At 73.0% G+C, this 13,342-nt stretch carries 11 protein-coding genes; 5 read left to right on the top strand and 6 right to left on the bottom strand.

What is annotated here, in order from left to right; all coding sequences use genetic code 11:
- Nucleotides 1-47 precede the first annotated feature (47 nt).
- The 3 genes from C7456_RS07650 (at nucleotide 48) to C7456_RS07660 (ending at nucleotide 3,948) form a co-directional block, all read left to right on the top strand.
- The gene (locus C7456_RS07650) at nucleotides 48-557 is read left to right on the top strand and encodes an Hsp20/alpha crystallin family protein (protein ID WP_109723161.1); all 510 of its coding nucleotides are present in this window, start codon (nucleotides 48-50) and stop codon (nucleotides 555-557) included.
- A gap of 170 nt (nucleotides 558-727) precedes the next feature.
- Nucleotides 728-1,801, top strand: a complete 1,074-nt coding sequence (locus C7456_RS07655; protein ID WP_109723162.1) for a glycosyltransferase family 4 protein — start codon at nucleotides 728-730, stop codon at nucleotides 1,799-1,801.
- 8 nt (nucleotides 1,802-1,809) lie between these two features.
- The gene (locus tag C7456_RS07660) at nucleotides 1,810-3,948 is read left to right on the top strand and encodes an amylo-alpha-1,6-glucosidase (protein ID WP_109723163.1); all 2,139 of its coding nucleotides are present in this window, start codon (nucleotides 1,810-1,812) and stop codon (nucleotides 3,946-3,948) included.
- Nucleotides 3,949-4,056: 108 nt separating this feature from the next.
- On the opposite strand, the gene metK is transcribed toward C7456_RS07660, so the two are convergent.
- Nucleotides 4,057-5,256 carry a methionine adenosyltransferase gene (gene metK, locus C7456_RS07665; RefSeq protein WP_109723164.1) on the bottom strand — a complete coding sequence of 400 codons (1,200 nt, stop codon included), beginning with the start codon at nucleotides 5,254-5,256 and terminating at the stop codon, nucleotides 4,057-4,059.
- Nucleotides 5,257-6,036: 780 nt separating this feature from the next.
- Here metK and C7456_RS07670 point away from each other — a divergent pair.
- A complete protein-coding gene (locus C7456_RS07670) occupies nucleotides 6,037-6,741 on the top strand; it encodes an SGNH/GDSL hydrolase family protein (protein ID WP_109723165.1) in 705 nt (234 codons plus the stop codon).
- A gap of 219 nt (nucleotides 6,742-6,960) precedes the next feature.
- On the opposite strand, the gene dusB is transcribed toward C7456_RS07670, so the two are convergent.
- From dusB to C7456_RS07685, 3 genes are all read right to left on the bottom strand, one after another.
- Nucleotides 6,961-7,947, bottom strand: coding sequence for a tRNA dihydrouridine synthase DusB (dusB, locus tag C7456_RS07675; RefSeq protein ID WP_109723166.1), 987 nt, complete (start codon nucleotides 7,945-7,947; stop codon nucleotides 6,961-6,963).
- A gap of 91 nt (nucleotides 7,948-8,038) precedes the next feature.
- On the bottom strand, nucleotides 8,039-9,292 hold the full coding sequence (locus C7456_RS07680) for a nucleoside permease (RefSeq protein WP_109723167.1): 1,254 nt from the start codon (nucleotides 9,290-9,292) through the stop codon (nucleotides 8,039-8,041).
- Between the two features lie 123 nt (nucleotides 9,293-9,415).
- Nucleotides 9,416-10,051 carry an SGNH/GDSL hydrolase family protein gene (locus tag C7456_RS07685; RefSeq protein WP_425454628.1) on the bottom strand — a complete coding sequence of 212 codons (636 nt, stop codon included), beginning with the start codon at nucleotides 10,049-10,051 and terminating at the stop codon, nucleotides 9,416-9,418.
- 293 nt (nucleotides 10,052-10,344) lie between these two features.
- Between C7456_RS07685 and C7456_RS07690 the strand changes: the two genes are divergently transcribed.
- Nucleotides 10,345-10,968 (top strand): LysE family transporter, encoded by a 624-nt coding sequence (locus tag C7456_RS07690; RefSeq protein ID WP_109723169.1) that lies wholly within the window; start codon nucleotides 10,345-10,347, stop codon nucleotides 10,966-10,968.
- Between the two features lie 126 nt (nucleotides 10,969-11,094).
- On the opposite strand, the gene C7456_RS07695 is transcribed toward C7456_RS07690, so the two are convergent.
- Nucleotides 11,095-11,688: a uracil-DNA glycosylase family protein gene (locus tag C7456_RS07695; protein WP_211306286.1), complete on the bottom strand. Its 594-nt coding sequence runs from the start codon at nucleotides 11,686-11,688 to the stop codon at nucleotides 11,095-11,097.
- Between the two features lie 126 nt (nucleotides 11,689-11,814).
- Nucleotides 11,815-13,188, bottom strand: coding sequence for an FAD-binding oxidoreductase (locus C7456_RS07700; protein ID WP_109723170.1), 1,374 nt, complete (start codon nucleotides 13,186-13,188; stop codon nucleotides 11,815-11,817).
- Nucleotides 13,189-13,342 lie beyond the last annotated feature (154 nt).

The raw sequence follows: 13,342 nt of genomic DNA on the forward strand, positions 1-13,342 counted from the left end.
CGACCCCGCGGCGGCTGCGCGCATGTGAGTTCTGCGAGGTGATACCGATGAGCATCAGCCAGTTGATCCCCTGGAACCGCGAGCGCTCTTCCAGCGCGTTGATGCCGAGGGAGACGCGCGATCCCTTCCTCGCCCTGCACCGCGAGGTGAACCGCCTGTTCGACGACCTCTGGCGCCAGTTCGACATGCCGATGGGCCGGCTCGATGCCGGCATCGGCGCCGGCTGGCCGCAGGTGCAGCTGGACGAGGGCGACAAGGAATTCGTGCTGACCGCCGAGCTGCCCGGCATGAGCGAGAAGGACGTCGAGGTGCTGTTCGCCGACCACGCCGTGATCCTGCGCGGCGAGCGCCGCGCCGAGCGCGAGGACAAGAACCGCAACCAGCGGCTGAGCGAGCGCTACTACGGCCGCTTCGAGCGCCGCATCCCGCTCGACGTGGAGATCGAGCCGGACAAGGCCAAGGCCGAGTTCCGCAACGGCGTCCTCAGCGTGACGCTGCCCAAGACGCCGCAGGCGCAGACCGAGACGGTGCGCATCCCGATCGCCCGGGCTGCCTGATCGCCGCGCCCCCCGCACGGCGATCCCTGCGGACGCTCTCCTGGCGCCAGGGACGGCGCCGCGCCGCCGGCGGCGGACGACAGCGCCGCCGGCGCTTCTTTGCCCCGAACGACAACGCATGCGTCCGCGGCGCCGGCGCGCCCGCGGACCGCCGCGGAGGAAACCATCCCATGCGAATCGCGCAGATCGCGCCCCTGTACGAAGCCGTGCCGCCGCGCCTGTACGGCGGCACCGAACGCATCGTCGCCTACCTGTCCGATGCCCTGGTGGAGCTGGGCCACGAGGTGACCCTGTTCGCCGCCGCCGATGCCGGCACCCGCGCGCGCCTGGCGCCGGTGCGCGACCAGGCGATCCGGCTCGACCCGGCGCCGCTGAAGTCGGACCTGGCCGCGCACCTGTCCATGCTGCAGGAGGTGCGCCGCCGCGCCGGCGAGTTCGACGTGCTGCACTTCCACGTCGACCTGCTGCACTTCCCCTTCTTCCAGGACATCGCCGCGCGCACGCTGACCACGCTGCACGGGCGGCTGGACCTCAAGGACCTGCCCGAGGCCTACCGGCGCTGGCCGCAGTTCCCGCTGGTGTCGATCTCCGAGCAGCAGCGCAGGCCGCTGCGCTTCGCGCACTGGGTCGGCACCGTGCCGCACGGCCTGCCGGCCGCGCTGTACCGCCCGCCCGCCGCGCCGGCGGGCGACTACCTGGCCTTCCTCGGCCGCATCTCGCCGGAGAAGCGGCCCGACCGCGCGATCGCCATCGCGCGCCGCGCCGGCGTGCCGCTGAAGCTGGCGGCCAAGGTGGACGCCGCCGACCGCGACTACTTCCACGGGACGATCCGCCCGCTGCTCGACGCCGCGGGCGCGGGCGCGCAGTTCGTCGGCGAGATCGGCGATGCGCGCAAGCAGGACTTCCTGGGCCATGCCCGCGCGCTGCTGTTCCCGATCGACTGGCCCGAGCCGTTCGGCCTGGTGATGATCGAGGCGATGGCCTGCGGCACGCCGGTGATCGCCTGGGACTGCGGCTCGGTGCGCGAGGTGGTCGAGCACGGCGTGACCGGCTTCGTGGTGTGCTCGGAGGAGGAGGCCGCGGCGGCGGTGGCGCGCCTGCACGAGCTGGACCGCGCCGCCATCCGCCGGGTGTTCGAGCGGCGCTTCTCCGCCACCGCGATGGCCGAGCGCTACCTGGCGCTGTACCGCCGCCTCGGCGCGCCCGGCGACGCCGGCGCGCCGACGCTGGCACGCACCGCCTGAGCGCCGCCATGGCCTACGGACTTCCCGCCGAGGACACCGCCGCGACGGCGCCGGCCACGGCCGCCGGCCACGCGCGCCATGCGCTCAAGGACGGCGACAGCTTCCAGGTGTGCGACGCGGCCGGCGACATCGCCGGCGCCGCCGACGGGCTGTACCGCGACGGCACCCGCGTGCTGTCGCGCTTGGTGCTGCGCCTGGACGGCGAGGCGCCGGTGCTGCTCAGCGCCGCGGTCGGGCGCGACAACGTGTTCTTCACCGCGCATCTCACCCATCGCCCGCTGACCCCGCTGGGCGCCAGCGCCGGCGGCGACGTGATCCACCTGGAGCGCACCCGCTTCCTGTGGCAGGCACGGCTGTTCGAGCGCATCGCCTGCGTCAACTACGGCGAGGCGCCGGCGCAGCTGCGGCTGGAGGTCGGCTTTGCCGCCGACTTCCGCGACATGTTCGAGGTGCGCGGCGCGCACCGCGCCGAACGTGGCCGCATGCATGCGCCGGCGGCGGTCGACGGCGGCATGCTGCTGCGCTACGAGGGGCTGGACGGCCTGCTGCGCGACAGCGCCGTGGTCTTCTCCGAGGCGCCGCAGACGCTGGCGCCGGAGCGGGCGGTGTTCGCGCTGCAGCTGCCCGCGCATGGCCGCCGCGAGCTGTACCTGGAGGTGGGTGCCGAGCCGGCGCGGCCGGGTCGCGCGCGCTTCCGCCACGCCGCCGCGCAGGCGCTGCGCGCGATGCGCCGCCGGCGCCGCTCCGGCGCGCGCCTGCGCAGCAGCGGCCGGCTGTTCAACGCCTGGCTGGAGCGCTCGCGCGCCGACATCGCGCTGCTGGTGAGCAAACTGCCGACCGGGCCGTACCCGTACGCCGGCATCCCGTGGTTCTCCACGCCGTTCGGGCGCGACGCCATCGTCACCGCGTTGCAGACGCTGTGGCTGGACCCGGCGCTGGCGCGCGGCGTGCTGGCCTTCCTGGCGCGGCACCAGGCGCACGAGACCTCCGCCTTCCGCGACTCGGCGCCGGGCAAGATCATGCACGAGACGCGCAAGGGCGAGATGGCGGCGATGGGCGAGCTGCCGTTCGGGCTGTACTACGGCGGCATCGACACCACGCCGCTGTTCGTGATGCTGGCGGGCGCCTATGCCGAGCGCACCGCGGACGACGCCTTCGTCGATGAGCTGTGGCCGGCGCTGCTGGCCGCCACCGCGTGGATCGAGCGCAGCTGCGACGCCGACCCGGACGGCTTCCTCGCCTATGCGCGCGGGCAGCAGGGCGGGCTGGTCAACCAGGGCTGGAAGGACAGCGCCGACTCGGTGTTCCACGCCGACGGCGGCGAGGCGCCCGGGCCGATCGCGCTGGTCGAGGTGCAGGGCTACGCCTTCGCCGCGCTGCATGCGATGGCCGCGCTGGCCGGGCGGCGCGGCGAGGCGGCGGCCGCCGCGCGCTGGCGCGCGCGCGCGCAGGCGCTGCGCGCGGCGGTGGAGCGGCGGCTGTGGGACGAGGCGCTGGGCTACTACGTGCTGGCGCGCGACGGCCGCGGCGCGCCGTGCCGCGTGCGCGCCTCCAACGCCGGGCACCTGCTGTACGCCGGCCTGCCCGAGGCGGCGCGCGCGCGGCGGGTGATCGAGCAGCTGCGCTCGCGCGCCTTCGACGGCGGCTGGGGCGTGCGCACCCTGGCCGGCGACCAGCCGCGCTTCAACCCGATGTCCTACCACAACGGCTCGGTGTGGCCGCACGACGTGGCGCTGTGCGCGGCCGGCATGGCGCGCTACGGCGCGCGCGCCGAGGCGGTGCGCCTGCTCGCGGAGACCTTCGAGGCGGCGGTGCACTTCGGCATGCGCCTGCCGGAGCTGTATTGCGGCTTCCTGCGCGCGCCGGGCGAGCCGCCCATCGCCTATCCGGTGGCCTGCCTGCCGCAGGCCTGGGCGGCCGGCGCCGTGTTCATGCTGCTGCAGGCCTGCCTGGGCCTGCACGTCGATGCTTGGCGCGGCGAGGTGGTGATCGACCGGCCGCAACTGCCGGTGGGCGTGGACCGCCTGCTGGTGCGCGAGCTGGAGGTGGCCGGCGCGCGCGTGGACCTGGCCTTCGAGCGGGTCGGCGGCCGCGTGCTGGCCGCGCGCACCGGAGGCGCGGACGTGCGGGTGGTGGCGCGGCTGTGAGCCCGGCTCGGGCGCGCCGGAGCGGTCGCCGCGGCCCGCAGGGCGGCGCTGGAACGCGAACGGGCCGCGCAGGGCGGCCCGTTCGCGTGTCGCGCGGCAGAACCGCGCCTACCTCAACTTGGCGTCCGCGCGCAGCGCCTCGGCCCTGTCGGTCTTCTCCCACGAGAACGCGGTGAAGCGGGTGCCGTCGGCGCCCTTGACCTCGTGCGGGCTGCGGCCGAAGTGGCCGTAGCTGGCGGTCTGCTGGTACATCGGGTGGATCAGGTCGAGCATCTTGATGATGCCGTACGGGCGCAGGTCGAAGTGCCTGCGGATCAGCTTCTCGATCTTGTCGTCCGGGATCCGGCCGGTGCCGAAGGTGGTCACCGAGATCGAGGTGGGCTCGGCCACGCCGATGGCGTAGCTCACCTGCACCTCGCAGCGGTCGGCGAGGCCGGCGGCCACGACGTTCTTGGCCACGTAGCGCGCGGCGTAGGCGGCCGAGCGGTCCACCTTGGACGGATCCTTGCCGGAGAACGCGCCGCCGCCGTGGCGGGCCCAGCCGCCGTAGGTGTCGACGATGATCTTGCGGCCGGTCAGGCCGCAGTCGCCCACCGGGCCGCCGATCACGAACTTGCCGGTCGGGTTGATGTGGAACTTGGTGCCCTTGTGCAGCAGCTTGGCGGGCAGCACGGGCTTCAGGATGTGCTCGCGCACCGCCTCGATCAGGTCCTTCTGCCGGATGTCCGGGTCGTGCTGGGTGGACAGCACCACCGCGTCGATGGCGGTGGCCACGCCGTTCTCGTAGCGCAGGGTGACCTGGCTCTTGGCGTCCGGGCGCAGCCACGGCAGCGGCGAGTTCTTCTTCTTGCGGATCTTGGCCTGCTGCTCGACCAGGCGGTGCGAGTAGTAGATCGCCGCCGGCATGAAGTCGCGCGTCTCGTTGGTGGCGTAGCCGAACATCAGGCCCTGGTCGCCGGCGCCCTGCTCCTCGGGCTTCCTGCGGTCCACGCCCTGGTTGATGTCCGGCGACTGCTTGCCGATCAGGTTGAGCACGCCGCAGGTTTCGCCGTCGAAGCCCACCTCGGAGCTGTCGTAGCCGATGTCCACGATCACCTTGCGGACCAGCGCCTCCAGGTCGACCCACGCGCTGGTGGTGATCTCGCCGGCGACGATCGCCACGCCGGTCTTCACCATGGTTTCGCAGGCCACGCGGGCGCGCGGGTCCTGCGCCAGGATCGCGTCGAGCACGGCGTCGGAGATCTGGTCGGCCACCTTGTCCGGATGGCCTTCGGACACCGACTCGGAGGTGAAGAGGTAGTTGCTCATCGCGGCATTTATCCTTCTTTACGGATAAAGAGATGGAAGTTGAAACGGGCCATGATACACGCGCCCGGCCGGGTTTGCATGCGGCAAGTCTGGCACAGGCGTGTGGCAGCGGGGCGCGGTTCAGCCGCCGCGGCGGGCGGGCGCGCCGCCGGAATGGCGGGATCGCGGCCGCAGGCCGCTCCCGCCAGGCTGCCGCAGCTCGTGGGAGCGGCCTGCGCCGCGATGCCAGTCCTCGACCAGACGCCAGCTCCACCATCGCCTGGGCGCGGGCATCGCCTCGTCCGGGTGCGGGCGTCCAGACCGCCGCGGGTGCGGGCTCGCCGCGGCCGCACCAGGCCCGGCATTCCACCAGTCGGGCGAAGGCGCTGCCGCGCGGATCGGCCGTCTGGACGTCCATCACCAGGCGCAGGCGATCGGCGCCCCATGCGGCGCGGGACTGCGACGCCGCGGCGCTTGCTTGATAGGAATCGTTCTCAAGCGCATATTCCCGCGACGTCCGCAGCGGGCCGCGTGAGGCGGCATCGCCGGACCTTTTTTGGCGAGCGCGAGCGGATGTGGCCGGGCATCACCCCGTCGAGGACGGCGCGACGCCGTAGCCGTGCGGCGGGAGCGACATGACGTCTGCATCGCGCCGTCCTGCGCGAGCGTGGCATGCGCGATGGTCAGGCATCGTGCGGCCGCGTTGCACGCGCGCCGCGCGGAGCATTCGCCCCATGGTCCCGCGGCTTCCATAATGCGTTGAGGCCGCGTCGTGCGGCTGTCGCGGATGGAGGATGGACGATGACGATGAACCCACGCACCGCCGGGTGGCGCCGGGTCTGGCTGCTGCTGGTCCTGCTGCTGGGCGCGGGCCTGGTGCAGGCACAGGACGCCGGCCCCGCGCAGTGGAAGCCGGCGATGGACGCCTTCGCGGCGCAGGACCGCCTCCATCCGCCGTCGCAGCACGGCGTGCTGTTCATCGGCAGCTCCTCGATCAACTACTGGCATTCGCTGGCGGCGGACTTCCCCGGCGTCCCGGTGATCAACCGCGGCTTCGGCGGCTCGGCGATCGAGGATTCCGCCTACTACGCCGACCGCATCGTGACGCCCTACCACCCGCGCCTGATCGTGATGTACGCGGGCGACAACGACGTCTTCGAGGGGCACTCGCCGCAGCGCGTGGCGCGGGATTTCGAGGCCTTCGTGGCGCGCGTGCGGCGCGACCTGCCCGGCGTGCCGGTGGCGTACATCTCGATCAAGCCCAGCGTGGCGCGCTGGTCGCTGTGGCCGGCGATGCGCGAGGCCAACGGGCTGATCCGCGCCTGGGCGGCGACGCAGCGCGACGTGCGTTTCGTGGACATCGCGCCGCGCATGCTCGACGCGCAGGGCAAGCCGCGGCCGGAGCTGTTCCGCGAGGATGGCCTGCACATGAAGCCGGCCGGATACGCGCTGTGGATCGAGGCGCTCAAGCCGGTGCTGGCCGACTACGGCTTCCGCACGCGCTGATGCCGCATCGGCCCCCGGTCCACGGGACTTGGGTCTTCTTCCTCCGGGAGAAGTGAAAAAAAAGCCGGACCCTTTCGCATTTGCCTCCCTCTCCCACTGGGAGAGGGTGCCGGCAGGCGGGCGAGGGGTTCGGTCAGCGCGGGGCGTCGAGGCTTCGCCGTACCCGCATCCGGCCCTGCGGGCCACCTTCTCCCGCAGGGAGAAGGGAGAGAATCTGGCCTACGCCGCCAGCGCCACGCCCGCGGCCAGCGCGTCGAAGTAGTCGCGGGTCAGGCGCAGCTGCTCGGCCGCCGTCTCCGCGCGGTTGACCACGTGGCGGAAGGCGGCGTTCTCCGGCCGGTCCTTGGCGTACCAGCCGAGATGCTTGCGCGCGATGCGCACGCCGGCCTGCCCGCCGTAGAAGGCGTACAGCTGCTCCAGGTGGCCCAGCAGGATCGCGGCCACCTCGGCGGGCGAAGGCTCCGGCAGCGTCTCGCCGGTGGCGAGGTAGTGCGCGATCTCGCGGAAGATCCACGGCCGTCCCTGCGCGCCGCGCCCGACCATCACCGCGTCTGCGCCGGTGGCGTCGAGTACCTGCTTCGCCTTCCGCGGCGTCGTGATGTCGCCGTTGGCCAGCACCGGGATGCGCACCGCGGCCTTCACCGCGGCGATGGTCTCGTACTCGGCCTCGCCCTCGTACTTGTCGGCGCGGGTACGGCCGTGCACCGCCAGCGCGGCGATGCCGGCGTCCTCGGCGATGCGCGCGATGGTCAAGGCATTCTTGTGCTCGCGGTCCCAGCCGGTGCGGATCTTCAGCGTCACCGGCACGTCCACCGCCGCGACCACCGCGCGGCAGATGCGCGCCACCAGCGGCTCGTCCTGCAGCAGCGCGGAGCCGGCCCACACGTTGCACACCTTCTTCGCCGGGCAGCCCATGTTGATGTCGACGATCTGCGCGCCGTTGGCGACGTTGAAGCGCGCGGCTTCCGCCTGCATCGCCGGGTCGTAGCCGGCGATCTGCACGCTCACCGGCTCGGGCTCGCCGGCATGGTCCATGCGCCGCAGCGACTTGCGCGTGTGCCACAGCCTCGGGTCGGCGGTGGTCATCTCCGACACGGCCAGGCCCGCGCCCAGCCGCTTGCACAGCAGGCGGAACGGCTTGTCGGTGACGCCGGCCATGGGCGCCAGCACCACGGGCGGGTCGATGCGGTAGGGGCCGATCTGCATCCGGCCATTGTAGCCGCCCGCCGCAGGCGCGGCGTGGTCGGCCCGGAAGTGGCGGAACGGAAAAGGGCGGCCGGAGCCGCCCTTCCGTCGTTCAGTGCGCCACGGCGCCCCGCAGTCCCTCGGGCTCGTGCCTGTGGCGGAACAGCACCGCGAACAGCACCGCCACCACCAGCGCGTAACCGGCGAAGCTGAGCCAGATGCCATGCCACTGCAGCGCACCGTCGGGCGCGGTGAAGCAGCGCTCGATCACCAGCCCGCTGATCGAGCTGCCCAGCACCGCGCCCACGCCGTTGGTCATCAGCATGAACAGACCCTGCGCGCTGGCACGGATCTTCGGGTCGGCCTGGCCCTCGACGAACAGCGAGCCGGAGATGTTGAAGAAGTCGAACGCCATGCCGTAGACGATGTTGGACAGCACCAGCATCCACAGCAGCTCCGCCGGGTTGCCGTAGGCGAACAGGCCGAAGCGCAGCACCCAGGCGACCATGCTGATCAGCATCACCTTCTTGATGCCGAAGCGCTTGAGGAAGAACGGGATGGTGAGGATGAACAGCGTTTCCGACATCTGCGAGATCGACAGCACGATGTTCGGGTAGCGCACCGTGAGCAGGCCCTGGTACGCGGGCACCTTGCCGAAGTCGTGCAGGAAGGTGTCGCCGTAGGCGTTGGTCAGCTGCAGCGCGGCGCCCAGCGCCATCGCGAACAGGAAGAACACCGCCATCTTGTAGCTCTTGAACAGCGCGAACGAGCGCAGCCCCAGCACGTCCACCAGCGAGGAATGGCGCGTGTCGCGCGGCGGGCAGGGCGGCAGGGTGAAGGCGTACAGGCCCAGCAGCGCCGCCGCCACGCCGGCCACGTGGAACTGCGCGGGACTGGTCTCCAGGTGCAGCAGGCTGGTGGTCCACATCGCCACGATGAAGCCCACCGTGCCCCACACGCGGATCGGCGGGTACACCGCCACGATGTCCACGCCCTCGGTCTTGAGCGCGTTGTAGGCCACCGTGATCGACAGCGCGATGGTGGGCATGTAGCAGCACATGTTCACCAGCATCACCCAGAACAGCGTGCCGGGGTTGTCGATCGTGGGCACGACGAACAGCATCGCCGCGCCGGCGAGGTGCAGCGCGCCGTACAGGCGCTCGGCGTTGATCCACTTGTCGGCGACGATGCCGGCGATGGCGGGCATGAACAGCGAGGCCAGCCCCATGGTGGAGAAGATCGCGCCGAACTGCGCGCCGCCCCAGTGGCGGGTCTGGAACCAGTACGCGCCGATGGTGGTGAGCCACGAACCCCACACGTAGAACTGCAGGAAGTTCATCACGACGAGGCGGAGCTTGAGGCTCATGGGCGAAGGTCCGGCATGTGTTTCCCCTTGGAGATCAGGCCGGGGAATCGCCCGCAGCCGCAAACCGGCGCAGGGTAGAGGAAGCCGCCGGGCACGGGCAAGGCGCGCCGCGGCGGGCGCCGGTCAGCGGCCCAGCGCCCTGGCGATGGCGGCCTCGGCCAGCGGCGCCATCAGCGCGTAGCCGGCCGCGGTGGGATGCACGCCGTCGGAGGACAGCCCCGGGCGCATGCCGCCGCCGGCGTCGGCCAGGGCCGCGTGGTAGTCGAGGTAGACCAGTCCCTCGCGGGCGCAGTAGTCGCGGATCCAGCCGTTGATCTGGCGGATCTCCGCGGCCGGCCGGATGCCCGGTCGCCACGGGTAGGCCGCCGCCGGCAGGATCGAGGCCAGCACCACCTTGATGCCGTGCTGGCGCGCGATCGCCGCCATCGCGGCGAGGTTGTCCTCGATCATCCGCGGCGTGGCCGGGCCGGTGTTGCCGGCGATGTCGTTGGTGCCGGCCAGGATCACCACCGCGGCCGGGCGCAGCCGCACCACGTCGGGCATGAAGCGCACCAGCATCTGCGGCGTGGTCTGCCCGCTGATGCCGCGGTTGACGTAGGGCTTGCCGGGGAAGAACGCGCCGACCTGGCGGCCCCAGGCGTCGGTGATCGAGTCGCCCATGAACACCACGCGCCGCTCGCCCGGCGCGGGCGGCGGCAGCGCCGCGTTCTCCGCGCGGTAGCGCGCGAGGTTCGCCCAGTCGGCGAGCTGGGCGCGCATGGCCTCGACCGGCATCGGAGGCGCGGCGGCGGGCGTGGCGGTGCTCGACGGCGGGACCGGCGCGTCGGCGGCGCGGGCGGACGGTCCCGCCGGGGCGCCGCAGGCGACGCCTGCAAGAGCGAGACAAGCGGCAAGCGTGCGGCGCGTCATCGAAAGCCTCCATCGGCAGGGCGCGGGTTCCCGAAGAGTACGTCCCGGCGCAGCGGGGCGCACGCGGCCATGCGATGGCGCCACGCGGCCCGTGCGCCTAGACTGGTCGCCCGTTCTCCATTCCCCGTTCGCGGAGTCCGTCCATGGGCCTCTACCTCACCATCGCACTGGTGCAGCTGATCGCGCTGATGAGTCCGGGGCCGGACTTCTTCTTCGTCTCGCAGACCGCGGTGAGCCGCTCGCGCCGGCAGGCGCTGTTCGGCGTCGCCGGCATCGCGCTGGGCGTGGCGGTGTGGGCGGCGCTGGCGCTGCTCGGGCTGCAGCTGCTGCTGCACCGGCTGGCCTGGCTGGAGCGGCTGATCGCGCTGGCCGGCGGGCTCTACCTCGCCTGGATGGGCCTGCGCATGCTGCACGGCGCCTGGCGCGGCGGCGCGGGCCACGGCCACGCGCCCGCGCTGCAGCAGGGCGACTGGCGCTGCCTGCGCGCGGGGCTGCTCACCAACCTGTCCAATCCCAAGGCGGTGGTGTACTTCGGCAGCGTGTTCTCCGCGTTGCTGGGCGACGGCGTCGGCGTCGCCGCGCGCTGGGGCCTGTGGCTGCTGGTGACGGCGGAGACCTTCGTCTGGTTCGCGGTGGTCGCGCTGTGCTTCGGCCTGCCGGCGGTGCGCCGCGGCTACCTGCGCCTGTCGCGCTGGATCGACGGCCTGGCCGGCGCGGTGTTCGTCGCGTTCGGGCTGCACCTGATCCTGGCGCGGCGCAGCGCCTGAGCGAGGGGCAGGCGGCGTAGCCGCGTCGCTCGGCCACGGCGGTCGCGCCGCCGCCGGCGCTTCCGGCGCGTGCCGATTTCGTGGCGAAGGCACGGGATCACACGCTGCGATGTGCGCCGCGCATTTTCAGGGCGTGGCCAGCAATGCAGCGACCCGCCGGCGCAGCTCCGGCAGCAGTTCCGCCTCGAACCACGGGTTGCGCTTCAGCCATAGCCGGTTGCGCGGGCTGGGGTGCGGCAGCGGCAGCACGCCCCGCGCCAGGTGCTCGCGCCAGGCCAGCACGGTGCCGGTGAGCGTGCGGCCGCGGCGTTCGCCGGGCAGGCCGGCCTGCGCGTACTGGCCGATCGCCAGCGTCAGCCGCACCTGCGCCAGCCGCGGCAGCAGGCGCGGATGCCAGGCCGGCGCGCACTCCGGGCGCGGCGGCAGGTCGCCGCCCTTGCCGGTGCCGGGAAAGCAGAAGCCCATCGGCACGATGGCGATGCGCCGCGCGTCGTAGAACGCGGCGCGGTCCACGCCCAGCCACGCGCGCAGGCGGTCGCCGCTGGCGTCGTTGAACGGGATGCCGGTCTCGTGCGCCTTGCGCCCCGGCGCCTGGCTGACGATCAGCAGCCGCGCCGTGGCCGCGGCCTGCAGCACCGGGCGCGGCCCGAGCGGCAGTTGCGCCGCGCACAGCCGGCAGGCGCGGGCCTCGGCGAGCAGGGCGTCCAGGGCTGCCGTCATGGGGCGGGCCGTTGCGTTGCGACGTGCCGCTTCACCGGCTTCCGGCCCGTGCCGGAACGATGCCGCGCGCGTTGCGTGCGTGGCGGCCGCTCGTATCCGTATCCATGGGGACCATGCCCGGAACGCTCACGGCAGCAGCTTGCCCGGATTGAGGATGCCGTCCGGGTCGAAGGCCTGCTTCACCGCACGCATCAGCCCCAGCGTGGACGGCTGCAGCGCCAGCGGCATGAACGGCCGCTTGGCGATGCCGATGCCGTGCTCGCCGGACAGCGTGCCGTCGAGTTCCACCACCAGCGCGAACACCTCGGCCAGGCAGGCATGCGCGCGCTCGCGCTCGGCGGCGTCGCGCGGCAGCAGATTCACGTGCAGGTTGCCGTTGCCGGCGTGGCCGAAGCTGACGATCAGCACGTCGTGCTGCGCCGCCAGCCGCTTGATGCCGGCCACCAGCTCGGGCAGCCGGCTCACCGGCACCACCACGTCCTCGTTGATCTTGTCCGGCGCGATGGTGCGCTGCGCGGGCGAGAGCGCCTTGCGCGCCGACCACAGCGCCTGCGTCTCGACGGCGTCCCGCGCGATGCGCAGCTCCTCCAGCCCGTCGCCGCGCGCCGCGCGCGCCACCGCCTCGGCCGCGGCGGGCAGCGCGTCCGGCTCGCCGTCCACCTCGATCATCAGCAGCGCGCCGGCCAGCGGCACGCCGGCGTCCGGCGCGTAGTCGTGGGCGAGCCTGAGCGCCACGCCGTCGATGAACTCCAGCGCGCACGGCGTCGCCGGCTGCGCCATGATCCGCGCCACCGCCCGCGCCGCGGCGTCGACGTCGCGGTAGGTGGCGCGCAGGGTGCGGATCGCCGAGGGCCTGGGCGTGAGCTTGAGCGTGGCTTCGGTGACGACCGCCAGCGTGCCCTCGGAGCCGATCAGCAGGCGGGTGAGGTCGTAGCCGGTGGCGCCCTTGCTGGTCCAGGTGCCGCAGCGGAAGCCCTCGCCGGTGCCGGCCACCGCGCGCAGGCCCAGGGTGTTCTCGCGCGGCGTGCCGTACTTCACCGCGCGCGGGCCGGCGGCGTTGCAGGCGAGGTTGCCGCCGATGCTGCACCAGGGCGCGGAGCTGGGGTCGGGCGGCCAGAAGAAGCCGTGGGCGATGAGCGCCTTCTGCAGGTCGCCGTTGAGCACGCCCGGCTCGACCACCGCGAGGCGGTTGTCCGGGTCGATGCGCAGGATGCGGTTCATCCGCTCGAAGCTCGCCACCACGCCGCCCGCGACCGGCACGGTGGCGCCGGTGGTGTTGCTGCCGCGGCCGCGCGCGACCAGCGGCGCGCGGTGCTCGCGGCAGGCGCGCACCAGCGCCTCCACCTGCGCGTGCCCGGTGGGGAACACCACCGCGTCGGGCAGCGCGTCGAGGCGCGAGTTGTCGTAGGCGTAGGCGAGCCGGCTGGCCTCGTCGGCGGCGCAGGCGGCGGGGCCGAAGATCTCGCGCAGGCGGTCGAGCAGCGGTGAGTGCAGCGGCATGGGATGAAGTATGCCGGTTTTCGCCAGCCGCCAGCGCCGGTTCGACTCCTTCTCCCCTCCGGGGAGAAGGTCGGGATGAGGGGTCAATCTTGCGGAAGCGCTTGTTGTTGGAAGCGCGCCCCGTTCCAGCATCGTCGCAAGGTCGGCCCCTCGC

Source organism: Fulvimonas soli (genome assembly GCF_003148905.1).
GTDB lineage: Bacteria > Pseudomonadota > Gammaproteobacteria > Xanthomonadales > Rhodanobacteraceae > Fulvimonas > Fulvimonas soli.